Source organism: Streptomyces albiflavescens (assembly GCF_014645835.1).
GTDB classification, from domain to species: Bacteria; Actinomycetota; Actinomycetes; order Streptomycetales; family Streptomycetaceae; genus Streptomyces; species Streptomyces albiflavescens.
On sequence record NZ_BMMM01000003.1, the window covers coordinates 41,557 to 63,556 of the forward strand.

At 71.2% G+C, this 22,000-nt stretch carries 23 protein-coding genes; 9 read left to right on the forward strand and 14 right to left on the reverse strand.

Annotation, left to right across the window (positions count from 1 at the left end; genetic code table 11):
• Positions 1–86: 86 nt before the first annotated feature.
• Positions 87–1,037, reverse strand: a complete 951-nt coding sequence (locus tag IEY95_RS09570) for a phosphotransferase family protein (protein ID WP_189185501.1) — start codon at positions 1,035–1,037, stop codon at positions 87–89.
• Positions 1,038–1,479: 442 nt separating this feature from the next.
• Between IEY95_RS09570 and IEY95_RS09575 the strand changes: the two genes are divergently transcribed.
• A complete protein-coding gene (locus IEY95_RS09575; RefSeq protein WP_189185502.1) occupies positions 1,480–1,974 on the forward strand; it encodes an FBP domain-containing protein in 495 nt (164 codons plus the stop codon).
• 29 nt (positions 1,975–2,003) lie between these two features.
• On the opposite strand, the gene IEY95_RS09580 is transcribed toward IEY95_RS09575, so the two are convergent.
• Positions 2,004–2,864 (reverse strand): helix-turn-helix transcriptional regulator, encoded by an 861-nt coding sequence (locus IEY95_RS09580; protein ID WP_189185503.1) that lies wholly within the window; start codon positions 2,862–2,864, stop codon positions 2,004–2,006.
• A 189-nt stretch (positions 2,865–3,053) separates the two neighbouring features.
• Here IEY95_RS09580 and IEY95_RS09585 point away from each other — a divergent pair, with 189 nt between their 5' ends.
• Positions 3,054–3,269, forward strand: coding sequence for a tautomerase family protein (locus IEY95_RS09585; RefSeq protein WP_189185504.1), 216 nt, complete (start codon positions 3,054–3,056; stop codon positions 3,267–3,269).
• A gap of 42 nt (positions 3,270–3,311) precedes the next feature.
• On the opposite strand, the gene IEY95_RS09590 is transcribed toward IEY95_RS09585, so the two are convergent.
• Positions 3,312–3,683: a helix-turn-helix transcriptional regulator gene (locus tag IEY95_RS09590; RefSeq protein WP_189185505.1), complete on the reverse strand. Its 372-nt coding sequence runs from the start codon at positions 3,681–3,683 to the stop codon at positions 3,312–3,314.
• 133 nt (positions 3,684–3,816) lie between these two features.
• On the opposite strand from IEY95_RS09590, the gene IEY95_RS09595 reads away from it, so the two are divergent.
• Positions 3,817–4,521, forward strand: coding sequence for an anti-sigma factor antagonist (locus IEY95_RS09595; RefSeq protein WP_189185506.1), 705 nt, complete (start codon positions 3,817–3,819; stop codon positions 4,519–4,521).
• A gap of 72 nt (positions 4,522–4,593) precedes the next feature.
• On the opposite strand, the gene IEY95_RS09600 is transcribed toward IEY95_RS09595, so the two are convergent.
• Positions 4,594–5,592, reverse strand: coding sequence for a quinone oxidoreductase family protein (locus tag IEY95_RS09600; protein WP_189185507.1), 999 nt, complete (start codon positions 5,590–5,592; stop codon positions 4,594–4,596).
• Positions 5,593–5,715: 123 nt separating this feature from the next.
• On the opposite strand from IEY95_RS09600, the gene IEY95_RS09605 reads away from it, so the two are divergent.
• A complete protein-coding gene (locus tag IEY95_RS09605; RefSeq protein ID WP_229702772.1) occupies positions 5,716–6,330 on the forward strand; it encodes a CGNR zinc finger domain-containing protein in 615 nt (204 codons plus the stop codon).
• Here IEY95_RS09605 and IEY95_RS09610 read toward each other — a convergent pair.
• The gene (locus IEY95_RS09610) at positions 6,294–6,485 is read right to left on the reverse strand and encodes a hypothetical protein (RefSeq protein WP_189185508.1); all 192 of its coding nucleotides are present in this window, start codon (positions 6,483–6,485) and stop codon (positions 6,294–6,296) included. The two genes, IEY95_RS09605 and IEY95_RS09610, sit on opposite strands and share 37 nt — an antisense overlap.
• 156 nt (positions 6,486–6,641) lie before the next feature.
• Positions 6,642–7,238 carry a TIGR03086 family metal-binding protein gene (locus IEY95_RS09615; protein ID WP_189185509.1) on the reverse strand — a complete coding sequence of 199 codons (597 nt, stop codon included), beginning with the start codon at positions 7,236–7,238 and terminating at the stop codon, positions 6,642–6,644.
• A 114-nt stretch (positions 7,239–7,352) separates the two neighbouring features.
• On the opposite strand from IEY95_RS09615, the gene IEY95_RS09620 reads away from it, so the two are divergent.
• The 3 genes from IEY95_RS09620 (at position 7,353) to IEY95_RS09630 (ending at position 11,113) form a co-directional block, all read left to right on the forward strand.
• Positions 7,353–8,615, forward strand: coding sequence for an FUSC family protein (locus tag IEY95_RS09620; protein WP_189185510.1), 1,263 nt, complete (start codon positions 7,353–7,355; stop codon positions 8,613–8,615).
• Positions 8,616–8,707: 92 nt separating this feature from the next.
• On the forward strand, positions 8,708–9,766 hold the full coding sequence (locus IEY95_RS09625) for a hypothetical protein (RefSeq protein WP_189185511.1): 1,059 nt from the start codon (positions 8,708–8,710) through the stop codon (positions 9,764–9,766).
• A gap of 114 nt (positions 9,767–9,880) precedes the next feature.
• On the forward strand, positions 9,881–11,113 hold the full coding sequence (locus IEY95_RS09630) for a lactonase family protein (RefSeq protein ID WP_189185512.1): 1,233 nt from the start codon (positions 9,881–9,883) through the stop codon (positions 11,111–11,113).
• Here IEY95_RS09630 and IEY95_RS09635 read toward each other — a convergent pair.
• Both IEY95_RS09635 and IEY95_RS09640 read right to left on the reverse strand, forming a co-directional pair.
• Positions 11,081–11,806 (reverse strand): DUF2470 domain-containing protein, encoded by a 726-nt coding sequence (locus tag IEY95_RS09635; RefSeq protein WP_189185513.1) that lies wholly within the window; start codon positions 11,804–11,806, stop codon positions 11,081–11,083. The two genes, IEY95_RS09630 and IEY95_RS09635, sit on opposite strands and share 33 nt — an antisense overlap.
• Positions 11,807–11,925: 119 nt before the next feature.
• Complete coding sequence (locus tag IEY95_RS09640; protein WP_189185514.1) at positions 11,926–12,534, reverse strand: TetR/AcrR family transcriptional regulator; 609 nt, start codon at positions 12,532–12,534, stop codon at positions 11,926–11,928.
• A gap of 108 nt (positions 12,535–12,642) precedes the next feature.
• On the opposite strand from IEY95_RS09640, the gene IEY95_RS09645 reads away from it, so the two are divergent.
• Positions 12,643–14,127 carry a cytochrome P450 gene (locus tag IEY95_RS09645; protein ID WP_189185515.1) on the forward strand — a complete coding sequence of 495 codons (1,485 nt, stop codon included), beginning with the start codon at positions 12,643–12,645 and terminating at the stop codon, positions 14,125–14,127.
• On the opposite strand, the gene IEY95_RS09650 is transcribed toward IEY95_RS09645, so the two are convergent.
• Positions 14,089–14,943 (reverse strand): pentapeptide repeat-containing protein, encoded by an 855-nt coding sequence (locus IEY95_RS09650; RefSeq protein WP_189185516.1) that lies wholly within the window; start codon positions 14,941–14,943, stop codon positions 14,089–14,091. The genes IEY95_RS09645 and IEY95_RS09650 overlap by 39 nt on opposite strands.
• A gap of 375 nt (positions 14,944–15,318) precedes the next feature.
• Between IEY95_RS09650 and IEY95_RS09655 the strand changes: the two genes are divergently transcribed.
• Positions 15,319–16,194, forward strand: a complete 876-nt coding sequence (locus tag IEY95_RS09655; protein WP_189185517.1) for an SDR family oxidoreductase — start codon at positions 15,319–15,321, stop codon at positions 16,192–16,194.
• A gap of 3 nt (positions 16,195–16,197) precedes the next feature.
• Here the strand turns inward: IEY95_RS09655 and sigJ are convergent, their stop codons facing one another.
• The 5 genes from sigJ to IEY95_RS09680 all read right to left on the reverse strand — a co-directional run bounded on the left by sigJ (position 16,198) and on the right by IEY95_RS09680 (position 21,998).
• Positions 16,198–17,088: an RNA polymerase sigma factor SigJ gene (gene sigJ, locus IEY95_RS09660; protein WP_189185518.1), complete on the reverse strand. Its 891-nt coding sequence runs from the start codon at positions 17,086–17,088 to the stop codon at positions 16,198–16,200.
• A gap of 52 nt (positions 17,089–17,140) precedes the next feature.
• Positions 17,141–17,974, reverse strand: a complete 834-nt coding sequence (locus IEY95_RS09665; protein WP_189185519.1) for an enoyl-CoA hydratase/isomerase family protein — start codon at positions 17,972–17,974, stop codon at positions 17,141–17,143.
• Positions 17,975–18,041: 67 nt separating this feature from the next.
• On the reverse strand, positions 18,042–19,343 hold the full coding sequence (locus tag IEY95_RS09670) for an alpha/beta fold hydrolase (RefSeq protein WP_189185520.1): 1,302 nt from the start codon (positions 19,341–19,343) through the stop codon (positions 18,042–18,044).
• Between the two features lie 134 nt (positions 19,344–19,477).
• A complete protein-coding gene (locus IEY95_RS09675; protein ID WP_189185521.1) occupies positions 19,478–20,503 on the reverse strand; it encodes a LacI family DNA-binding transcriptional regulator in 1,026 nt (341 codons plus the stop codon).
• 76 nt (positions 20,504–20,579) lie between these two features.
• Positions 20,580–21,998 (reverse strand): BNR repeat-containing protein, encoded by a 1,419-nt coding sequence (locus tag IEY95_RS09680; RefSeq protein ID WP_189185522.1) that lies wholly within the window; start codon positions 21,996–21,998, stop codon positions 20,580–20,582.
• Between the last annotated feature and the right edge of the window lie 2 nt (positions 21,999–22,000).

Here is a 22,000-nt window from a genome sequence, read left to right on the forward strand (position 1 = left end):
GAGCTTGGGGGAGTCGGCAACCGACGACAACGCCGCAGATGGGCGTGCCAGGCCCCGCGTCTCCGACATGAGCCGCCGGACAGGCCCTAACGGAATTCGTCGAGGGCGGCGAGCAGTTCCGGGGCCACCGCCTCGCGCACCCGGGCGAGCTGTTCGGCGCCGGTTGCGCGGGGCACGGTCTCGACGAGCATGATCAGGTAGAGGTAGCTGCGGTAGAGGGCGAGGCGTTGCCGGGCCGAGAAGTCGAACTCGGCCCGATCGCCCGCCTCTTGATAGCCGGTCAGGAAATCCACGTCCTGCTTGATGTCGGCGAGCAGTGCCAGCGAGACGAAGTCGGCCAGCGGGTCGCCCCAGAACATGCGCTCGCCGTCGATCAGACCGCCGATCCGGGGCGCCGTGCCGTCCGAGCGCTCCACCAGGATGTTGCCCCGCCACAGGTCGAAGTGGACGAGGCGGGGGACGGTGACCTGGTCCAAGGCGTCGTACGCGGCCTTCGCCGTGCGGGCCACCTCGTCCGCCGGGCGCGGCAGCCAGGCGTCATAGCGGCGGGCGTCGTCCAGGACGGCGTCGTACATGGTGGTGAAGGCGGTCCGCCAGTCGGGAGCGAGGGGGCCGAGAGCTCCGGAGGGGTAGCCGAAGCCCGGACCGGTCACGCTGTGGAGACGGGCCACCAGGTGACCCAACTCCCCGCGCAGGACCACCTGTTCACCAGGATCCAGGTCACCCCACGGGGTGCCCGGGCAGCGCGTCATCAGGAGGTGGTGCTCCCCGGCCGTGACCACTTCGGGCGCGGGTACGCCGACCGTCGCGGCCGCCCGGTAGAACTCCGCCTCCGACCGGAGGAGATTGCGCTCGTGGGTCATGCCGTCTGCGTCGGCCGACGGAGGAATCTTCAGTACGTACCGGGTGCCATCGGTGAGTCGGAGCTCCTCGACCGTGTTGTACGTCCCGCCCGACAGGGCCCGGCAGTCGACGAGCCCGTCCGGCGGCAGTCCCGCCGTGTCGAGAACCCTCCGAGCCCGCTCCCAGCTGTCCACCGCAACCCCCCCCTGTCGCCTGCGGGTCCACTCTGCCAGGTGGGCCCACGGGGCTGTAGTCCTTATCCGGGGGCGGACGCGTACTGCTCCAGCAGCGCCGTGCGCAACCGGGCGGTGAACGCACGCGCCGCGCCCGTGAGGTCCTGGGTCAACGCTCCCGGGATGGGAGCCCGCCGGCGAGCCGGTCCGGGCGGAAGTTCAAGGTCACCCGCTGCGTCGAATCCGGCGCGGGGCCACGGGAACGGGTCGCGACATGGCGCGGGGCCCGCTCCCGTGGTGTGCGGTCGTCGCCGAAATGCATTGGATGTCTCTCGCGAGGCTGGGTAGCTTGACGCAAACCTAGTGCCCCTAGGTTTGCAGGCTCACAGGTGTCTCCTTCAAGGCCTGCAGGTTCCACTCATCGATCCCATCGACCCCATCGATCCCCCAGGAGAGAGCCCTCATGAGATCACTCACCGAGCAGGACATCCGCACCTCATTCATCAACTGCTCCAAGGGGGAGGCCAAGCGCCTCGCGATACCCCGTGACCTCGAGGACCGCCCCTGGGACGACCTGGACTTCCTGGGCTGGCGAGATCCCGGAGCGCCGGACCGCAGCTATCTCGTCACCGAGCGGGCGGACGACGTCGTGGGCGTCACCCTGCGCTTCCCCTCCTCGCAACGCGGCCTCCTGCACCGCAGCATGTGCTCGCTGTGCCTGACGACCCACCCGGGCAACGGGGTCTCGTTGATGACGGCCCGCAAGGCGGGCACGGCCGGCCGCGAGGGCAACTCGGTCGGCGTCTACATGTGCGCCGACCTCGCCTGCTCCTTGTACGTGCGAGGCAAGAAGATCCCCGACCCCGGAAGCCGCTTCGAGGAGACCCTCACGGTGGAGGAGCAGATCGACCGGACGGTGGGGCGCCTGTCGGCCTTCCTGGAGAAGCTGTACGTGTGACTCCGTGCCTGCCCGGCGCAGCCGTACGACTACTTCCTGGAGCCTTCGTGCGCGTCCATGTCCTGCGTGCCGATGACGGACAGCAGCTCCAACTGCGCAGCGCCCTCGGTACCCGGTGGGGCGGTGAACCACAGCAGGCGCTGGCGTCCGTCCTCACTGAACAGGCTGTGGCAGTCCACCTCGATGACGCCCAGCGCGGGGTGGACGATGCGCTTGTGGTCGGCCCGGCGCACGGCCACGTCATGGGTGTCCCACAAGGCGGCGAACTCCTCGCTGCGTCGCCGCAGTTCTGCCACCATCCTGGTCACCTCGCCGTCGCGACCGCGCCGGGCGGCGACGGCCTGGAGGTCGGCCACGAAGACCCGGGAGTGGTGCGGGTGCTCGTCGGCCGGATAGATCGCGCGGGCGGCGGGGTCGGTGAACCACCGGTGGACGAAACTCGCCGACCGGCCGCGCGCCGCAGGGTGTCGGCCGACGAGCGCGACGGCCAGATCGTTCTGGACGAGGGTCTCGTGCAGATCGGTGATGACCTGTGCGGGGGTCGTGGTGAGCCGGTCCAGCAGGCCGAGCAGGGCCGGCTGGACGAGCGCGGTCGGGCCGTGCGCCACCCGGGGCAGGGGCCGGTCGGCGAGATGGAAGAGGTGGTCGCGTTCGTCGCCGCCCAGGCGCAGCGCCCGGGCGAGCGCGGCCAGGGTCTGCTCCGAGGGCTGGGCGCCGCGCCCCCGTTCCAGCTCGGTGTAGTAGTCCGCCGACAGGCCGGCCAGCTGCGCGACCTCCTCGCGCCGCAGGCCGGGCACCCGGCGCCGGGGTCCGGCGGGCAGACCGACGTCGGCCGGACGGATCCGGTCACGCCGGGACTTCAGGAACGCGGCGAGTTCGGGAAGGTTCACTCCCCCATCGTCACCCGTCGAGCGAGGTCCGAGCCAGGGGATGACAACCCCTGGGTGGGCGCAGCCCTGGCTGGGGACCGACGACCCGGTTGATCGTGGAGGGGACGGCGAGAGACGGCGACGACAGCGACCCGACGTCCCGAGTCCCGCTCTCGCCGCTCACCCGACCCACCGTGGAAAGAGATCGACATGCCGTTCGCGAACTTCAAGGTCCCCGCCGACACCCTCACCGACAAGCAGAAGGAGCTGATCATCGCCCGCACCACCGACCTGTACGCCGAGATCTACGGCGAACGCGCTCGCGCCACCACCTTGGTACTGGTCGAGGAGGTCCCCGACGGCGGCTGGGGCATCGGCGGGGACGTACTGACCCTCGCCAAGATCCAGCAGCCGCCGCAGACCTGAGAAGAGTGAGCCGGCCACAGGGTCAGTGAGCGCCGCCGGGATTCACCGATCGGGTGCGGCCCGACGCACCTGGGCGGGTGTCGTCTGCAACTGCTGAGGCTGGCTGTCGCGCTGCGCGTCGTGCCGGGCGAGCACGGCGAGGAGGTCCATCACGGTGAGACCGGCTTCGGCCGGGTGCCGGAGAAAGGCCCCTGGTTCGATGCGGTAGGTGTTGGAGCGTCCCTGCCGGGTGTGGGAGAGATACCCCTCCCGCTCCAGATCGGAAATGATCTTCTGCACAGCACGCTCGGTGAGTCGACAGCGCGCGGCCATGTCGCGGATCCGGGTGTTGGGATCCTCGGCGATCGCGGTCAGCACGCGGGCGTGGTTGGTCAGGAACGTCCAACCTGTATGTGTCTCCGGCACTCCACCCATGGAGCCAGGATATGGCGTGGCATTCACGAAAACAAAAGGGGGAAATGAAGTTCATGTATCCCTTGACGGGTGATGCCCTCGTGACCGAGCCTGGAGGAGATGGAGACGGGCTGATGCCTCGGGAGCGACTGCCATGTCAGAACCGGCGCTTTCCCTCACGAACGGGGAGGCTGTCGCCTGCGCGGCGGACGCCTCGGCGGGTGAGTCGCCGCATCCATGGCTGCGCATCGAAACGTACCCGGCAGACGACCGTGTGCTCGTCGTGGTGTCCGGCGACCTCGACATCGACACCGAGGAGACGCTGCAGAACGCCCTGCGCGACGCGGTGGCCGGTTCCGTCAGCGGCATTGATCTCGACCTGAACGGAGTCGAGTTCTGCGACTGCTCCGGGCTCAACGTCCTGCTGCGTATGCGCAGGCGTGCGCTGGCGGACGGCAAGACCGTCGCCATCCGCACCGCCGGCGCCTCCGTCGAGAGGCTGCTCGACCTCACTCACGCGCGCCCCCTGTTCGCCTGGACGGACGAGGACACGCAGTGCGTCGATGCCGATCAGGACCTGCGCATCGAACTCCTCCAGCTGCGACAGGCCATGCAGACCCGTCCCGTCATCGATCTGGCCCGCGGAGTCCTGATGGCCAGCTTCGCCCTGAGCGCCGAGGACGCCTGGAAGGTCCTGGTCACGGTCTCCCAGCGCACCAACACCAAACTGCGCCACGTGGCCCAGGACTTGGTGAACAGCGTCAACGGCGACCCGCTGCCCGAGCCGAAGCAACAGCAGCTCGCCGCGGCGGTCGCCGATCACAGCACGGCCCCGGCGCCGCCCTTGGACGCTGCGTGAGCGAGGCGTCAGCACTCCTCCCGGTGTAAACGCCCTACGCCTGGCAGTGTCGACATTCCACGCCCGGCACGGTCAGTTCTCCCCGACGGCGAGCACGATCTTGCCCCGGTTGTCGCGTCGCTCCAGGCGCTCGTGGGCCGCGCGCGCCTGGTCCAGCGGGAGCACCGTCTCGACCGCTACGCGGTATGTACCGGCCGCGACGCGATCGGCCAACTCCCGCAGGTCCGCTCGGGGGTCGTAGCCGTGGATCTGCAGATTGGTGAGCTGGAAGCCGAGGACGGCCGCGTTCTTGGGGTAGAAGTCGCGGGTGTCGACGGTGCTCGGTTCCAGCGCGACATTGGCGAGGGCGACCACCCGCCCGCCGTGCCCGATCTCCCGCAGGCTCCGCCCGAAGGCCCGGCCGCCGACGGTGTCGAGCACTACGTCGGCGCCGCGCCCCCCGGTCAGCCGCAGCACCTCCTCGACCTCCGCGTCGTCGGGGTGCGCCGAGGCGTCCAGGGTGACGTGGGCGCCCAGCTCGGCGGCCCAGGCGGTCTTCTCCGGTGAACCGGCGACCGCGATCACCCGCGCGCCGGCCTCGGCGGCGATCTGCACGGCCGCGCTGCCGACCCCGCTCGCGGCGGCCTTCACCACCACGGTGTCGTCCTTGGTCACCTTGGCCAGACTGCGCAGGCAGTACCAGGCGGAGAGCCAGGCGACGGGCAGGGTCGCGGCCTCGGTCAGATCCACGGCATCCGGCAGGATCGTCACCTGTCCGGCCGGCACGACGGCCAATTCGGCGTAGAAACCAGGGGCGTTCACGCCGTCCAGGGCCATGACCCGCTGCCCGACGCCGATGCCGGTCACCCCCTCCCCCACCGCCGCGACGATTCCGGCCGCCTCGACGCCCGGTATCAGCGGTGGCCGTCCGGCCCGGTGGTACACCCCGGCGCGAATCAGCGCGTCCGCCCGGTTCACGCCCGCCGCCACGACCTTCACCAGCACCTGGCCCGGCCCCGCGACCGGATCGGGCACCTCCACCGGCACCAGCACCTCGGGCCCGCCGAACTCTTCGATCCGCACCGCACGCATACCCGTACCCGCTCTCTCATGGCGACGCCGGAGCACGCTCCACACACGGGAGCGTCGACACCGGTTCAACAGGTGTCACGATGCGACACCCCATGAACCGGTGTCAAGCGCTAAGCTCGATGCATGAGCAGCCCCGCCCCGGACCCGATGTCGGCGTTCCCCTTCATCGGCGGCCGCCCCTGCCTGAACTTCGTCGCCACGCTCGGCAAGCGCCACACCGGTACGCCACTTGAACGACTCCCCGACCCGGACGCCCTGACCCGCTGGATCGGCGAGGCGGGTCTGCGCGCCCCGGCGGACGACGCGCGGATGCCGGTCACCGAGGGCGATCTGGCCTACGCCCGCACGCTGCGCGAGGCCCTCTACCGCCTCGTACGCGCCGCGATGGATGGAGACGTCCCGGACCCGACCGATGTCGCCCAGGTCAACGAGGCCGCCGCCCGTCCCGACCTCGCCCCCCAGCTCGGAGACCCGGACGGCGGCTCGCGGTCGCCGCTCTGCTGGAAGGCCGAGCAGCCCGCTCCGGCAGCCCTGGCGACCGTGGCCCGGGACGCAATCCTGCTGGTCACCGGCCCGCTGCTGGCCAGGGTCAAGGAGTGCGAGAACCCCGGCTGCTCATTGCTCTTCCTGGACGACTCCCAGGCCCGCCGCCGCCGCTGGTGCTCCATGGACCGCTGCGGCAACCTCGCGAAAGTGGCCGGTTACCGGTCCCGCAGCCGCGCCGCCTCCACCCGGTGAAGGCGGATCAGGATGTCGTGGCACGGGGCGAGCGCGTACAGCTCGGGTCCGGCCCAGCCGAAGTCGTCACCCATGAAACTGGACGGGGTCGTACGGGTGTTGGACGTTGTACGCAGATCGCCCGTGCCGCCCGACGGCTGATGCGCCGCGATCACCGGCGCTCAGCAGGGCAAGGCGTATCCGGACCGGTGCCGTTTCATGATCCAAGGCTCCCGTGCGGGGCTCCTTCGGGCCATCCGGCGAGCCTCCCGACGGAGCTGGGGAAAACCTCGCGACGGGCTCTGTGGTTTCCCGGGCTCTCAGCGAGGGCTTCAGGACACGGCAGGCGTCCAGCGCGGGTCCCGGCCGAGGAAGGCGAGCAGCGAGTCGGCCCGGCTGTAGTCCTCGGTCACCTCACGCGCAGGGGCGAACACCCCGAACGAGTTCCGCAGATGATCGACGAGCCGCTCGGCGGCAACCCAGATACCCTCGGCCAACTCCTCGTCCAGCGGCACGTCCTGGCCCGTCGCGACGGCGATGTCCCAGGCGTGCACAGCCGCGTCCATCGCGCCCGCGGCGGCGGCGATGCGCAGCGGCAGCGGCCCCAGCGGGGTCGCCACCTCCTCGGCGTCGGCGGGCAAGGGCGCGTAGGCGTCCGCGACGTCCCGCAGCACCTTGTCGAGCACGGCCTGCGCGTCGGCGTCCAGCAGGTCGGCGGGCTGGAAGGGGTCGGAACCGGGCCGGCCGACGCCGGTGATCGCGGCGCCGTACGCCTGCTGATCGAGTCGCGCGTGGTTGAGCACCTGGCGTACGGTCCAGTGACTGCACGGCGCCGGGAAACCCCACGCCTCCTCCGGTACGGCCGCGACCACCTCGCTCAGGTAGGCGTGCGCCCGCGTCAGCAACGTGATGCCCTCGACGTTGTTCATCCTGGTCCCTCCTGGCGTTTGTCGGCCGATGAGGACAATCTAGGGCGGCTTGCGGACAGATACGGTCCTCGATTAAGACGTTCGGTACACCTGTGGAGCGGGAAAAGCCCAAGGATGCGAGAGGTACGTGAGGAGTGGGCGACATCCGTCGCCCAGCTCGTGAAGCGACACCATGAGCCGGTGGTCGTCCAGACCTTCAGGTCGACGGCCGCCGCGACGATCGCGTACGTCATCGCTCTGCACCTCAGCCCCGAGCCCGCGCCGCTCACCGCGCCCCTGACCGCGCTGCTGGTCGTGCAGGTGACGCTCTACTCCACGATCACCACCGGCATCCGGCGCGTGAACTCCGTGGTGGCCGGCGTCGTCATCGCCATCGGTTTCAGCATCCTCGTGGGGCTGACCTGGTGGAGTCTGGCGCTGATCATCCTCGCCTCGCTGGTCGTCGGGCATCTCGTACGGGTCAGCGAGTTCGTGCCCGAAGTGGCGATCAGCGCCATGCTGGTCCTCGGTGTCACCAGGGTCGGCGACACGGCTTGGGCGCGGGTCGTGGAAACGCTGATCGGGGCCGTCGTGGGGCTCGGCGCCAACCTCGTGTTCCCGCCTCCTGTGTGGGTGAGCGAAGCCGGTGCTTCCATCGAGGATCTGGCGCGCCGGACACGGCAGTTGATGCTGCGGATCGGTGAGGAGGCCGCGGGCCGCACCCCCTTCCAGCTGGCGGTCGAGCGGTTGCACGAGGCGCGCCGGCTCGACCACGACATCGTCGCGGTGGACGCGGCGCTGCGGCAGGCCGAGGACAGCCTCAAGCTCAACCCACGCGTGCGCGAGGGTCTGCTGTACCGGGTCGTGCTGCGCACCGGCCTCGACACGCTGGAGATCTGCACGGTGGTCCTGCGGGTCCTCGCGCGCAGCCTCACCGATCTCGCCAAGGAACGCGAACCCCAGCCGCTGTTCGAAACGCAGGCCGGGGCCACCCTGGAGCAGCTGCTGTCCGAGGTCGCCGACGCCATCGTCAGCTTCGCCGTCCTGGTGACCACCGATGTGAGCCAGAGCGCCGCGTCGGCCGAGGCGCGGCTCAGCGCGGAGCTCACCACGGCGGCCGCCACCCGGGACAAGCTGGCCCAGCTCTTCCTCGAGGAGATCCAGCGGGACGCCCGTCAGTGGCAGCTGCACGGCGCCGTCCTGACGGAGGTCAACCGCATCATCGACGAGCTCGACACCGAGCACCGCACCCGCCGGCTCCTCGAGGAGCTCGACCGCGCCACCCGCGAACAGCGCGAGCGCCGGCCGCGCCTCACCCGTCTGCGCCGGCACCTGCGCCTCCCGGCGCCGCTGCGCCGCGGCCGGAACCGCCCCGCCGCTCCTCGTCGTTCTATGTGAGGAAGCGGTACAAGGAAGTGGTCCGGGAAAGTGGTCCGACATCGAGACAGGGCCACGGCGTCGAGACAGCGATACGACGAGGGGGCGGGCGGATGACCGAGGGCACCGTACGGATCGACGGAGACGCACTGCGGCTGCCGGGCGGGGTGCAGGTGCGGTTCAAGCGGACTCTGCGGCTGCCCGAGACAGGCACGCACGCGTTGCCTCCGGCGCTCGGCGACTTCCCGATCCGGCGCGTCGAGGACTATACGGAGACGGTGCCCGCCGAATGGCGGGCACGGGGTGGTGTGATGCTGCCGGTGTATCTGCGCGAGGCCATGTGGCTGAGTTTCGCCGGGACGTCGGAGCCGGCCGCCCTGCAGATCGGCGTGGGCAAGGTGTGCGCGGTCTCGGGCAAGCCGTGGAGTTCCCGCCTCAGCCGGCACCCGCAGAACTATGTGGTGCTGCCGCGCCAGCCGTGGCTCGACGGCATCAACTCCGGGAAGGGAACCGTCCGCCAGTTCGTGGCGGTGCCTCTGGGGCTGGGCGCCACCGTCGAGGGCCAGGTCACCGGCGAAGAGGTGTGGGGCGGCGTACAGCTGCAGTCCTTCCCGCTCAACGACGGGGAGCTGGCCGCATGGCGTGAGGCGGAGCGCCGCAGGGCGGAGGAGCTCACGCGCATGCCGCCCGTGGGGGGCTACGGCGCCGCGTTCCCCATGGCAGCCGCTCCGCCCGCGCCGGGGGCCGCTCCGGCCCCCGCGGGTGCTCCGGCGGCGCGGCCTCGGAGCGCTCCGGCGATGGGCCTCGGCGTCGGCGGCTCCATGCGCCAGGAGGTCTACCGGGACGACCGGCCCCTGCGGGCCTGGGCCAAGGAGCCGGCCGGGCGCGTGTTCGTCCATCTCGTGACGCCCCCGGAGTGGCGCCGCATCACCGGCGAGGCGCCGCCGCCGTCCCCGGTGGACCGCGCGGCCTACACCCGGGCCGGGCTGCCCTGGTTCGACTACTACGACCAGGACGCCACCGACCTGGCCCCGACGGACACACTGGGCTCGGTGCAGCCGGTCGGCGACTGGCTCGGCGACGACCACGAGCCCTGGCAGCAGCCCTCGCCCCACCAGGTGAAGCCGCTCGGGGACGCGCCGGGCACGCCGGTCGAGGACGGTGACTGGTAATCGACGACCAGCCGTTGCATCGTATGCAACGACTGTTGCCGTTCTTGCACTCCACGGGTGTCGCACGCCATGGTGGCTGTGATGGCTGAGGCAACCGACACCCGAGGTGCAGGCATGAGCAGTGGTGCAGAACCGGCGCGAGGCTCGGGCGGCGGCTGGACCAGGCGTCGCTTCGTCGGGGCGCTGGCGGGAGCCGTCGCCGTGACGACGGTCCCGGCACCGGTCGCACCCCGGCCGGACCCCGCGGTCGCGTCCACGACGCCTACAGCACCCCCGGCTCCCACCGTCGGCTCCTCCCCGTCCCCCGCCCACCGCACCGGACCGCGCCCGCTCTTCCTCGGCACGTACACCTCGGTCGACGGCGGCGGCACCGGCATCGGGCTCGCCACCTACGACCCCACGACGGGCCGGATCACCGCCGCCGGCACCATCACGGGCGTCGACGACCCGTCGTATCTCGCACTGCACCCTGACGGCCGCACGCTGTACGCGGTCAACGAGCGGGAGGAGGGCGGTGTGACGGCCGTGCGGCTTCCGAAGAACAAGGTGCTCGGCACGCGCGGCACCGGGGGCGCGGCGCCCTGCCATCTGTCCGTGCATCCGAGCGGACGGTGGCTGCTGAGCGCGAACTACGGCTCGGGCAGCGTGGCCGTGCACCCCATCGACGCCTCGGGCGCGCTCGGCGAGCGCACCGATCTGGTCACGCACTCCAGCCCCGCGCCCGGCCCGGGCCAGCAGGGCCCGCACGCCCACCAGTTCATCACCAGCCCCGACGGCGGCCATGTGCTCGCCGTCGACCTGGGTACCGACACGGTCTACACGTACCGCCTCGACCGGTCCAAGGGCACCCTCACGGAGGTCTCCCAGGCGCATACGCGGCCGGGCGCGGGCCCGCGCCATCTCACGTTCCACCCCGGCGGCCGCCACGCCTACCTCGCCAACGAGGTCGACAACACCGTGGCCGTCTGCGCCTACGACCCGGCTACCGGGCGCCTCACTCCGGGCGAGGCGCAGTCCACGGGTACAGGTGCGGGCACGAGTTACCCGGCACAGATCCTGGTGACGTCGAACGGGGCGTACGCCTATCTCGCCAACCGCGGGCACAACAGCCTCACGCGCTACGCGATCGAGGCGGACGGCGCCCGTCTGAGGCTCCTGGACACCGTGCCGGTGGGCGGCGACTTCCCGCGCCAGATCGCGTTCTCGCCGGACGGGCGGCTGCTGTTCGCCGCCAACCAGAAGTCGAGCACGGTCAGTGTCTTCCACGTGGACGACAAGAGCGGCGACCTGCGGTCCGCGGGCGACCCGTTCGCCTCACCCGTCGCCGTCTGTGCGCTGCCGCTGTAGGGCGCGCGGGCAGGCCGCGGAGCTCGCCTGCGTGAGCAGAACATGCATGCGCTCCGTCAGCTCGGCGACATCGTCGGCGGGTGCGTGGAAGGGCAGGCGTACGTCGCCGTTGCCGCGCGCCCGCTCGATGCGCAGGGTGAGGCCGTGGCGGTCCACGGCAAGGGGCCGGACGCGCACCGCGCCGTGCAGGCTGTCCGGTTCGACGAGGCGGGTGAGCCGCTCGACCGCGTCCGGGTGGGCGTCGGCGAGGTGGGTCAGCAGTGTGGCCTCGGCCGTCGCGAGCGGGTCGGGCCGGGCGTCGGCGAACTCGTCGAGGTCGAGCACGACCGCCCCGGACGGTTGGCGCAGCACCGCGCGCGTCGGCTGGAACGCCAGGAGTCCGTCCTCGTTGGCGAACCGGCCGGCGAGCCACAGCCGGGCGCGGATGCGGTTGCGCACTGGAACGGGCGCGACATCGGCGAACTCGAGGACGGCGGAGGGCTCACCGCGCGGCGCGCAGATCGCCGCCGTGAGCAGCACACTGTCGTCCGGCACGTGCAGGAGCACCCGGCCGTCCGCGGCGACGGTGTGCGCGCCGACGAGCTCCTCCCGGCCGCCCTCGGCGGTCACCGCGCAGGACCATGCGGCGGCGAGTACCGAGCGCGCGCGTTCCACCGCTGCGGGCGCGGCCGTCCAGGTGTGACGGTCACCCATCAGACTCCTCCTTAGGTAAGGCTTGCCTAACCTATCGAAGATCCGGGTGTACGCCAACCACGCCGCACCACCCTGTGAGCACTCTGTTCGGCCCGCGGTCCCCTCGAACGGGAGCCGGCTCAGGGCGTGATCGCACCCAGCAGCGCCCGCGCACACAGATCCCGCACCTGCTCCCGGGTCAGCTCCGCCCCCCTGAGCCACTCCAGGCACACGGCCGTGGTGAAGGCCAGCCACCCCCGGACGGCGACCCGGAGGTCGGGGCGGTCCTCCGGCGCCCAGCCGAGCTCGGGGTCCGCGGCGAGCGCCTCGAGGATCTGCCGTTCCTGCGCGGCCAGGGCCTGCTGATAGACCTTGCGTACGGCCTGGTCGCCCGCCGCGTCGGCGCGGTGGAAGGCACGGAAGCCGTGCGCGTGCTCCTCGACGTATCCGAGGAAGGTGTCGAGGCCCGCGCCGAGCTGCTCGCGGACCGGAATTCCGGGCACGGCCGCGGTCATCCGCAGCATCCTCTTGCTCTCACGCTCGACGACGGCCGCGAAGAAGTCCCGTTTCGTCGGGAAGTAGTGATACAGCAGCCCGCGCGAGACTCCGGCGATCTCGGCGACCTGCTCGATCCACACGTCGTCGTACGGGCTCTCCGAGAACAGGCAGGCCCCGACCGACAGCAACTGCTCCCGGCGCTCCTCGGTGCTGAGCCGCCGACGCGGGCGCTCCCCCTGTTTCCCGGCCATGCCCGCACTTTACTTGACGTCGGTTCAACAACGGGACGAGACTGAGATCCGTTATTGAACCCGCGTACAACAGATTCGACCTGCCCCAGGCACGAAGGAGATGACGTCATGGCGGAGACGACGGTGGCCGCGCTGCCCAAGGGGTTCCGCAGCGCGGAGCTGGGCTGGCCGGAGCTGCATCGCATTCCGCATCCACCGCGTCGTGTCCCGCTGATCGGCGATGTGCTCGGCGCCAATGTCCGTTCGCCGGTCCAGGACTCGATGCGCTTCGGCCGCCGGCTCGGGCCGATCTTCCGTCGCAAGGCCTTCGGCAAGGAGATCGTCTTCGTGTGGGGCGCGGATCTCGCGGCCGAGCTGGCGGACGAGTCGCGGTTCGCCAAGCATGTGGGCCTGGGGGTCGCCAATCTCCGCCCGGTGGCCGGGGACGGCTTGTTCACGGCGTACAACCACGAGCCCAACTGGCAGCTGGCGCACGACGTCCTGGCCCCCGGCTTCAGCCGTGAGGCGATGGAGGGCTACCACCCGATGATGCTGGCCGTGACCGAGCGGTTGACGGACCGCTGGGACCGGGAGCAGGCGGCGGGGCACAGCGTGGACGTGGCCGGCGACATGACGAAGCTGACGCTGGAGACGATCGCCCGGACCGGCTTCGGGCACGACTTCGGTTCCTTCGAGCGCTCCCGGCCGCATCCCTTCGTGAACGCGATGGTGGGCACCCTGACGTACGCGCAGCGCCTCAATGCCGTGCCCGCGCCACTGGCTCCGCTGCTCATGCGCGGCGCCTCCCGCCGCAACGAGGCGGACATGGCGTATCTCAATCGCACGGTCGACGCGGTGGTGCGTTCCCGCCAATCCTCGAGCGGGGACGGTGACTTGCTCGACCGGATGCTGGAGACCGCCCACCCGGAGACCGGGGAACGCCTGACGCCGGAGAACATCCGCCGCCAGGTCATCACCTTCCTGATCGCCGGCCACGAGACCACGTCCGGGGCGCTCTCCTTCGCCCTGCACTACCTCTCCCGGCACCCGGACGTCGCCGAGCGCGCCCGGGCCGAGGTCGACCGCGTCTGGGGCGACACGGACCGGCCCGGCTACGACCAGGTCGCCAAGTTGCGCTATGTCCGCCGGGTCCTCGACGAGTCGCTGCGCCTGTGGCCGACGGCGCCGGCCTTCGCGCGCGAGGCCCGGCAGGACACGGTGCTGGGCGGCGTCCACCCCATGCGCCAGAGCGCCTGGGCGCTGGTCCTGACGGTGATGCTGCACCGCGATCCGGACGTGTGGGGCGCCGACGCCGAGAAGTTCGACCCGGACCGCTTCGACGCGAAGGCGGTACGGGCCCGGCCCGCGCACACCTTCAAGCCGTTCGGCACCGGGGCGCGAGCCTGCATCGGGCGCCAATTCGCGCTGCACGAGGCGACACTGGTCCTCGGGATGCTGCTGCGTCGCTATGAGCTGCGGGCCGACCCGGACTACCGGCTGCGGGTCACCGAGCGGCTGACGCTGATGCCGGAGGGGCTGCGCCTGCACCTCGAACGCCGTGCGCCGAGGCCTGACTCAGTGCCGGTCCGCCCAGTGGCCCGGACGGGTGACTGACTCCGGCAGCCTGGTGCCGGCGCTCCCCCGGGCCGCGTTCAGCTGGGGCTGGGTCAGGAAGAAGGCGCCGGTCAGATCGGCCTCCGTGAGGTCGGTGTCGCGCAGGTCGGCGCCGATCAGGTCCGCGCCGCGCAGATCGGCGCCGGTCAGATCGGCGGCGATGAGGTAGGCACCGCGCAGGTTGGCGCCGCGCAGGTCGGCTCCCTTGAGCCGGGCGCCCATGAGGTCGGCGCCGCGGCGGTCCTTGGGACGCCCCTTCTTTCCACGACCGGCTCCCGCGCGCACAAGTTCGCTGGTCCGCAGCAGCAGCACATTGACCTCCTGCCGGTGCGCGGCCACGTCCAACTCCGCGAGCTCCTCCGGGGTTTGGCGGGTGAGCCGATCCGTCGCGCGGAGGGCGCGGCGGACATCGGCGTGCACCGGGCGGGCGGCGGGAAGCGTCAGCGCCTCGTTCAGGTACCAGAGCAGTTCGTGGAGCTGGCGTACGACCGGGAACACGTCGAACATCCGCCGGGCGTGCTCTGGCGGGCCCGAGCGCCAGTGCTGACCGCCGAAGGTGACCTGGGAAACCTTCTGCCCGGCGCCGAAGCAGTCGTACACCGTGCAGCCCGTGAAGCCCTTCTGCCGCAGCTGCGTGTGGATGCCGCAGCGGAAGTCCGTCGCCAGGTTCGGGCAGGGTTTCCCGGCGTCCTTGTCGATGGCGAAGTCCGCCGAGCGGGCGAAGGGCAGGGCGACACAGCACAGCCCGAAGCACGATCCGCAGTCGGCCCGCAGGTCGAGGAGACGGTCCTGGGCTGTTCCGCTGTCTTCTTGCATGACCCCAGCGTACTGAGCCGGGACGGGCGTCCTGAACTGGCCCGATGCCATGGTCTGGGCCATTGCGGAATCGATGGGTAGCCACTTCGCCATGCTCGGGCGGGTGGTTTTTCGCCCCCTCCGCCCCTCCCCGTCCCGGGGGGCTGCGCCCCCAGACCCCCCTAAAAGACTGCGCAGTTCCCCGCGCCCCTGAAGGGACGCGCGGAACTGCGCGACAAGCCCCCACACACCCGCAGCCGAAGGCTGGTCCGCACCCGCGCCATGTGCCCCGACCAGCGGCCCCTGGATCTGCCGGCCGCGCTGTACGACGCCGTGCGCTGTTGAATCCCGCGCCGTCTCTGGAGGTTTGGAGGCACACCGGGTATCGAGGCCGCCATGGACGACACACCGCTCCCCGGACTTCCCCTCCCTCCCCCGCCGGGCGCGAGCGCGCTCCCGCCCGGGACGTACGACGGCTCGCTCGTGCTGATCACCGGCGGCGGCACCGGACTCGGCAAGGCGATCGCGGCGGAGTTCGCCCGGCTGGGGGCCGATCTGGTGATCGTCAGCCGCCGCGAGGAGCATCTCGCCCCCGCGCAGAAGGAGTTGGCACAGCTGGGCACACGGGTGACCACCGCCGTGTGCGACGTGCGCGACCCGGAGCGGATCGCCGAGGTGTTCGACGGGTGCGGACTGCCCGACGTGCTGGTCAACAACGCGGCCGCGAACTTCCCCGTCCCCGCCGAGGACATCTCCCCGAACGCCTGGCGGGCGGTCGTCGACATCACGCTCACCGGGACGTTCCTGGTGACCCGCGAGTTCGGCCGGCGTCATCTCGGCGCGGGCACGCCCGCTTCGATCATCGACGTCGGTGCGTCGTACGCCTGGACGGGCGGCCCCGGTTTCGCGCACAGCGCGGCGGCCAAGGCGGGCGTGCAGAACCTCGTCCGGACACTGGCCGTCGAGTGGGGGCCGTACGGCATCCGGGTCAATGGGCTGGTGCCCGGGCTGATGCCGCACGAGGACATGACCGACGACATCCGCGGCCGGCTCGACCGGGCCGTCGCACTCGACGCGCGCCAGCCCGCGCTGCGGGTCGGCGCGCCGCGCGAACTCGGCTGGGCCGCCACCTTTCTGGCGTCTCCCTACGCCCGATTCATCACCGGCCACACGCTGGTGGTGGACGGTGCGAACTGGCAGCGCAGGGAGCTCGTCAGCCCGCCGGTGGTGCCGGTGCGGGAGCAGCTGGAGCGAGGGCCCTTCGCCGGCTGAAGGTCAGTCGCCCAGCTCCCCGAGGTCGAGCCGCGCGAGCCGCTCGGGGTCGGCCAGGATGTACAGGGCGACGATCTTCCCGTCGGCGACGGTGACGCCCATGACCGACAGCGGCCGGCCGTCGAGGGTCGCGACGACACCCACCTCGCCGTTGACCAGCACGACCCGCGAGGACGCCGCGAACCGCGCGAAGGTGAGTGCCTGTCGAGCGACGGCCGCCGCGCCACGGAGCACCTTGGAGGCGGCCGCTCCGCCGACGAGCGGGCCTGAGTCGGCGCGCAGCACGATGTCGGGGTCGAGGACGGCGACGAGGGCCTCGAAGTCTCCCTCGCGCGAGGCGGCGAGGAAGGCGTCGAGGACCTGCTTCTGCCGGGTGACGTCGCGCTCGGGCTCCGGAGCGGCTCCCTGTACCCGGCGGCGGGCCCGGCTGGCGAGCTGGCGCGTCGCGGCGGAGGAACGTCCGACGACGGGCGCGATGTCGTCGAAGGGCACCGCGAACATGTCGTGCAGGACGAAGGCGAGCCGTTCGGCGGGGTCCAGCGTCTCCAGGACCACGAGGAGAGCGAGCCCGACCGAGTCGGCCAGCAGTACCTCCTGCTCGGGGTCGATCCGCGCCAGGGGACTGACGACCGGGTCGGGGACGAAGGCGTCCATGGGCTCCTCGCGGCGTGACGTGCGCGAGCGCAGCATGTCCAGGCACACCCGGCCGACCACGGTCGTCAGCCAGCCCCCGAGGTTCCTGACCCCGTCGGCGTCGGTGCGGCTGAGCTTCAGCCAGGCCTCTTGGACGGCGTCGTCCGCCTCGCTGAGCGAGCCGAGCATCCGGTAGGCCACCGCTCTCAAGCGGCCGCGGTGCTCTTCGAACCGGTCCGCGAGGAGTTCACTGTCGTGCATCGGTCCCCCGATCCTCCGTGGTGCAGAACAGTGACCGATCAAAACATGCCGGTCACTTCCCCTCGAAGCGAGGCACGCGGCGGGCACCCTTCGCGCCATATCCCTCGCGCGAGTCGTCCGAGGTCAGGGTGAGCGCCGCCGACATGGCCGTGCGGTCGAGGGCCGCGGCGAGCCCGGCATCCGCGTACGCGTCGATGTCGTGTTTGATGCCCTGCACGGCGAGGGGCGCGTTGGCCGCGATCTCGGCAGCGATCGCACGGGCCGTCTTGTCCAACTCATCGGATGCGACCAGGAGTTGGACCAGATGGAGGCGCTCGGCCGTCACGGCGTCCAGTCGGCGCCCCGTCAGCGCGAGCAGCTTCGCCCATCCCGCGCCCGCCTCGCGCGCGATCCGCAGGTCACCGCCCGCGTCGACCGCGACCCCCAGCTGGGCCTCCGGCAGCGCGAACACCGCGTCGTCGGCCGCGATCCGGACGTCCGCCATCAGCGCGAGCTCGAATCCGAAGCCGAGGCAGTAGCCCCGCACGGCCGCGACGACCGGCTGCGGCAGCCGTGCGAAGGCCGCGAACCGTTCGTGCGCCCACCGGATGCCCTCGTAGTAGTTGCGGGCGCGCTCCGCCCCGGACCGGCCTGTGATCGCGCCGCCCGGCGCCGTGACGTCGATCCCCGCGCAGAAGGCCCGCCCCTCGGCCCGCAGCAGGACCACCCGGATCGATTCGTCGAAGCGGATCCGGTCGGCGAGCAGTCCGAGTTGACGCGTGGCCTCCCAGCTCCACGCGTTGAGTGACGCCGGGCGGCAGAGGGTGAGGACACCGATGCCTTTCTCGACGTCGAGGCGCAGCCGCTCCTCACCCTCCGGGATGTCCGTACGCGTGGTGTCGATCATCCGTGCCCCCTTGGGATGCCGAGCATGTTCTGACGGCCCGTCAGAATCATAGGGGGCCCGGAGAACCTCAGACCTCGTCGCGCGTCAACGCCAGCAACCGGTCCAGTACGCGCGACCCGCCGGCCCGTACACCGTCGTGCTCGAACTCGTCCGTCACCCAGGTGCGCAGACCCCGGATGGCGCGGGCGGTGCGCAGGGAGTGCTCGGCGTCGACGTACATGTCGTCGTGGTAGACCGCCGCGGCGACCGGAACCTCGTTGGCGGCGAGGCGGGCGGGGTCGTACAGCGGCCGCCAGTCGGTACGGGCGGCCAGTTCCTCGGCGGTCTCGCGCAGGGGTCGCAGCGCCGGGTCGGTCTCGAACGTCCAGGGGTGCACGGACTCACCGGTGAACAGCAGCGGTCCGTCCTCGGTCAGCGTCTTGGCCGCGTCGAACTGCGGGAACTCGGCGCGCACCCGCTCGGCGGACCAGTCGGTGGGGCGGTCGCCCTGGGCGTAGCAGGCCTCATGGACGAGCGCGTACAGCGGGTGTCCGGCGTACGAGAGGAGGCTCTGCACGTCCTCCTGGAAGGCATCGGAGAGGGCCGGACCCTGCGGGGTACGGACGAAGGCCTCCTCCAGGAGGTAGTGCAGCCGGTGGCTGCCCTCGCTGCCGCCGAGGACGATGCCGAGCGACTGGAAGGCCTCGACGGTCAGGCGGTAGCCACCGTTGAGGACCGGCTCGTGCTGCAGGAGGTACTCCGCGATCTGGCGGGCCCGCTCGACGTCCTGCGGATAGCGCGCGTAGTGCGCGGCGACCTTGCGCTCGATGCGGGGATACGCCGCCCGGTAGACGTCGTCGGCGTGCCCGTCGAGCGAGGGCAGGCCACCGGTGATGGCGGCGGCGCGCAGCCCCTGGGGCGCGGTGGACAAGTAGTGCACCGCGCAGAAGCCGCCGAAGCTCTGGCCGAGCACGGTCCAGGGGGCGCCGCCGGTGAGCCGGGGGCGGATGGCCTCGCAGTCGCGGACGATGGAGTCGGCACGGAAGTGCGCGAGGTAATCGGCCTGTTCGCGCGGGCCGCCGCGCAGCGGAAGGGTCTGCCGGTTGGCGGGCGTGGAGTGACCGGTGCCGCGCTGGTCGAGGAGCAGCACCCGGAACTCCTTCAGCGCGCGGCCGAGCCAGGCCTGCTTGCCGACGAACCGGTTGGCGCCGAAGCCGGGGCCGCCTTGGAGGTAGACCAGCCAGGGGAGGTCCTGCTGTGCCTTGTCGCTCGCGACGACCTCGCGGGCGAAGAGCTCGATGCTCTCCCCCGCCGGGTCGTCGTGGTCGAGGGGCACGGCGAAGCGGTGGTCGGTGAGGACGACTCCGGGCTGGCGGTAGCTGACGGTCAACAGTGCTCCCGAGACGAACGGATTCAAGGCTGCGTCCCAGTTGAGCACATGTTCCGCAGGCCCCGGCGCCCGGGATCAAGAAAATCTACTGAACAGCGGCTCAGCCCTGCGGTCGACAGGAACTGAACAGCCGATCAGCGTGCCGACAGACTGGAGCGGCGCACCACCAGTTCCGGCTGAAGCACGACCCGCCGGTGCGTGTGCGGCGCGGGCGAGGTCTCCGTCCCGATCTCCTCCAGGAGAAGTTCGGCGGCGAGGGCGCCCATGGTCACGGCGGGCTGGCGTACGGAGGTGAGCGGAACGGCCGCGGCGGCCGCGAACTCGATGTCGTCGTAGCCGACGATCGCGAGGTCGTCGGGCACGCCGACGCCCGCGGCGTACATGGCCTGGAGGACGCCGAGCGCGAGCAGGTCGTTGGCACAGAAGACAGCGGTCGGGCGGTCGGCGAGGCCGAGGAGCCTGGCCCCGGCGTCGCGCCCCGCGGCCACGTCCAGACGCTCGGTGGGCAGCTCGCGCAGGCTGTCCGGGCCGAGCCCCGCCTCGGCCAGGGCGTTCAGGGCGCCCGTGCGGCGGTCCCTGACCTGGTTCAGTCCGGGCGGCCCGCTGACGTAGGCGATGGAACGGTGACCGGCGTCGACGAGGTGCCGTACGGCCAGCGCGCCGCCCGCCACGTCGTCGACCGAGACCGAGCACTCGGTGGTGCCCTCGGCGACCCGGTCGACCAGCACGAAGGGAATGCCGTTGCGGCGGAACGCCTCGATGTTGCGCCCGCTCGCGTCGGTGGGCGTCAGCAGCACCCCGCGCACGCGCTGCTCGGCGAAGAGCGACAGATAGTCGGCCTCCTCGCTCGAACTCTGCGCGCTGTTGCAGACCATCACACCGAGCCCGGCGTCCCGCGCGGCGCGCTCGGCGCCGCGCGCCACGTCCACGAAGAACGGGTTGCCCATGTCGAGGACCAGCAGGCCCATGATCCGACTGCGCCCCGCCCGCAGCTGACGCGCCGATTCGCTGCGCACGTAGCCGAGCCGGTCGATCGCGGACAGCACGCGAGCCCGGGTCTCGGAGGCGACCGAGTCGGGGCGGTTGATCACGTTCGACACCGTGCCGACAGAGACTCCGGCGGCACGGGCGACGTCCTTGATACCCACCGACTGGGCCATCAGGCGGGAACCTCCAGGAGAACGATAAGCGGCGGGCAGGCCATCACACTACCCGCGCAGGGTCCGAAGCCGGTGCTCATGCGGGCAGCCGGAAATCGACGACATGGAGCGGCGAGGGCGTCGTGCCGCTGGACCTCTCCTGGTACATGAACGAGAGGATTCCATCCTGCGAGACCCGGGTCTCATCGATCACGACCTCGCCGAAGGCGTTCAGACCGCTGCCGTCGTACAGAAGCGTCCAGTCGGTGTACCCGGAGGACTTCGAGGCACCGGCGATCCGGCCGAACGGCATGATCGCGTAGGCGTTGTCGTAGGTGTCGAGGACCAGCTTGGTGCGCTGGCTGGAGTTCAGGGCGATCGGGATCTCGGTCTTGGTCCAGGTGCCCGAGGAGTTCTTGCGGACGTGGAAGGCGCGGCCGTTGTTCGTCCGGTCGGTGACGTAGTTGGTGGTGCACTGGCCGAAGCGGCCTGGCACGTAGCTGATGATCGCGTGCGGCAGGCCGCTGGAGTCGATGGCCTGGCTCTCCTGGTTCATGAGGGAGTGGTCCGGGTTGAGGGAGTCGACGACGAGTCCCGCGTCGGTGACGGCGACGGTGTCGGAGCTTCCGGTGGTGCCGACGAGGGTGCCCGCGTCGTTGCGCCAGGTGCGGCCGCGGTCGGTGGAGTAGACGTAGCCCGTGTCGTGGTTGGTGATGCCGCCGCCGTTGCACATCACGGCGCCGTTCTGCTCGCGCCAGGTGAAGAAGGAGTGCAGTCGGCCCCCCGCGTCGTAGTCGATGCCGTGCAGATACATGTTGCGGGCGGTACTGGAGCCGTGCGAGCTGGTGTACGTCCCGGAGGAGCTGGACCACTCGCCGAGCGCGGTCCAGGACGAACCGTCGTACTCCGCCAGGGCGTTGCGGCCGTTTCCGGAGATGCCGACGCGATAGCTGAGCTGGAGCCTGCCCTCCGGGGTCGAGATGAACTGCGGGTAGGTGAACTGTGTCGTGAGCGCGAGCCCGTCGAGGGTCGTCTCCACGGCGCCGAAGACCGCTGAGGTCCACGCCGGGGCGTTGTCGAGGAGCCCGGCCACCGACTTCACATAGAAGAAGCCGTCGCTGTGCGAGTCCATGTTGAGGTGCAGCCGCCCGTCGGTCCTGGACACGCCCATGGAGATCACGTTGTGCGAGTCGGAGCTCTTGAGCTGGTGGGCGAGGGTGACCGTGGACCAGCTGGACGCGCCGAGCGCCCGGCGGGCGACGACGGCGCTGCGGTCCGTGGTGTACCAGGCCGCGTACTGATAGCCCTTGTACGTCAACAGCCCGTTCTTCTGGAACGCGTTGTTGTTGACCAGGCCGTCGTAGGAGACGAAGAACAGGGCCTGGGCGTCGAGTCGGGTGGTTCCGGCCGGGGTGACCGAGGGGCCGGGATCGGCCGCACGGGCCGTACCGGCGGCGATACCGGGGCCTGCCACGGCTCCCAGCAGGGCACTGGCCAGCAGCGTACGTCTGTTCATGT

Coding starts and splice junctions, on each gene's coding strand:
- IEY95_RS09600 (WP_189185507.1), bottom strand. CDS start 5,592: ATGCGTGCGGTGCGGATCGAAGAGTTCGGCGGGCCCGAGGTGCTGGTG.
- IEY95_RS09625 (WP_189185511.1), top strand. CDS start 8,708: ATGACCGAGGGCACCGTACGGATCGACGGAGACGCACTGCGGCTGCCG.
- IEY95_RS09645 (WP_189185515.1), top strand. CDS start 12,643: ATGGCGGAGACGACGGTGGCCGCGCTGCCCAAGGGGTTCCGCAGCGCG.
- sigJ (WP_189185518.1), bottom strand. CDS start 17,088: ATGCACGACAGTGAACTCCTCGCGGACCGGTTCGAAGAGCACCGCGGC.
- IEY95_RS09675 (WP_189185521.1), bottom strand. CDS start 20,503: ATGGCCCAGTCGGTGGGTATCAAGGACGTCGCCCGTGCCGCCGGAGTC.
- IEY95_RS09665 (WP_189185519.1), bottom strand. CDS start 17,974: ATGATCGACACCACGCGTACGGACATCCCGGAGGGTGAGGAGCGGCTG.
- IEY95_RS09595 (WP_189185506.1), top strand. CDS start 3,817: ATGTCAGAACCGGCGCTTTCCCTCACGAACGGGGAGGCTGTCGCCTGC.
- IEY95_RS09615 (WP_189185509.1), bottom strand. CDS start 7,238: ATGAACAACGTCGAGGGCATCACGTTGCTGACGCGGGCGCACGCCTAC.
- IEY95_RS09620 (WP_189185510.1), top strand. CDS start 7,353: ATGCGAGAGGTACGTGAGGAGTGGGCGACATCCGTCGCCCAGCTCGTG.
- IEY95_RS09590 (WP_189185505.1), bottom strand. CDS start 3,683: ATGGGTGGAGTGCCGGAGACACATACAGGTTGGACGTTCCTGACCAAC.
- IEY95_RS09585 (WP_189185504.1), top strand. CDS start 3,054: ATGCCGTTCGCGAACTTCAAGGTCCCCGCCGACACCCTCACCGACAAG.
- IEY95_RS09640 (WP_189185514.1), bottom strand. CDS start 12,534: ATGGCCGGGAAACAGGGGGAGCGCCCGCGTCGGCGGCTCAGCACCGAG.
- IEY95_RS09680 (WP_189185522.1), bottom strand. CDS start 21,998: ATGAACAGACGTACGCTGCTGGCCAGTGCCCTGCTGGGAGCCGTGGCA.
- IEY95_RS09575 (WP_189185502.1), top strand. CDS start 1,480: ATGAGATCACTCACCGAGCAGGACATCCGCACCTCATTCATCAACTGC.
- IEY95_RS09650 (WP_189185516.1), bottom strand. CDS start 14,943: ATGCAAGAAGACAGCGGAACAGCCCAGGACCGTCTCCTCGACCTGCGG.
- IEY95_RS09630 (WP_189185512.1), top strand. CDS start 9,881: ATGAGCAGTGGTGCAGAACCGGCGCGAGGCTCGGGCGGCGGCTGGACC.
- IEY95_RS09655 (WP_189185517.1), top strand. CDS start 15,319: ATGGACGACACACCGCTCCCCGGACTTCCCCTCCCTCCCCCGCCGGGC.
- IEY95_RS09605 (WP_229702772.1), top strand. CDS start 5,716: ATGAGCAGCCCCGCCCCGGACCCGATGTCGGCGTTCCCCTTCATCGGC.
- IEY95_RS09635 (WP_189185513.1), bottom strand. CDS start 11,806: ATGGGTGACCGTCACACCTGGACGGCCGCGCCCGCAGCGGTGGAACGC.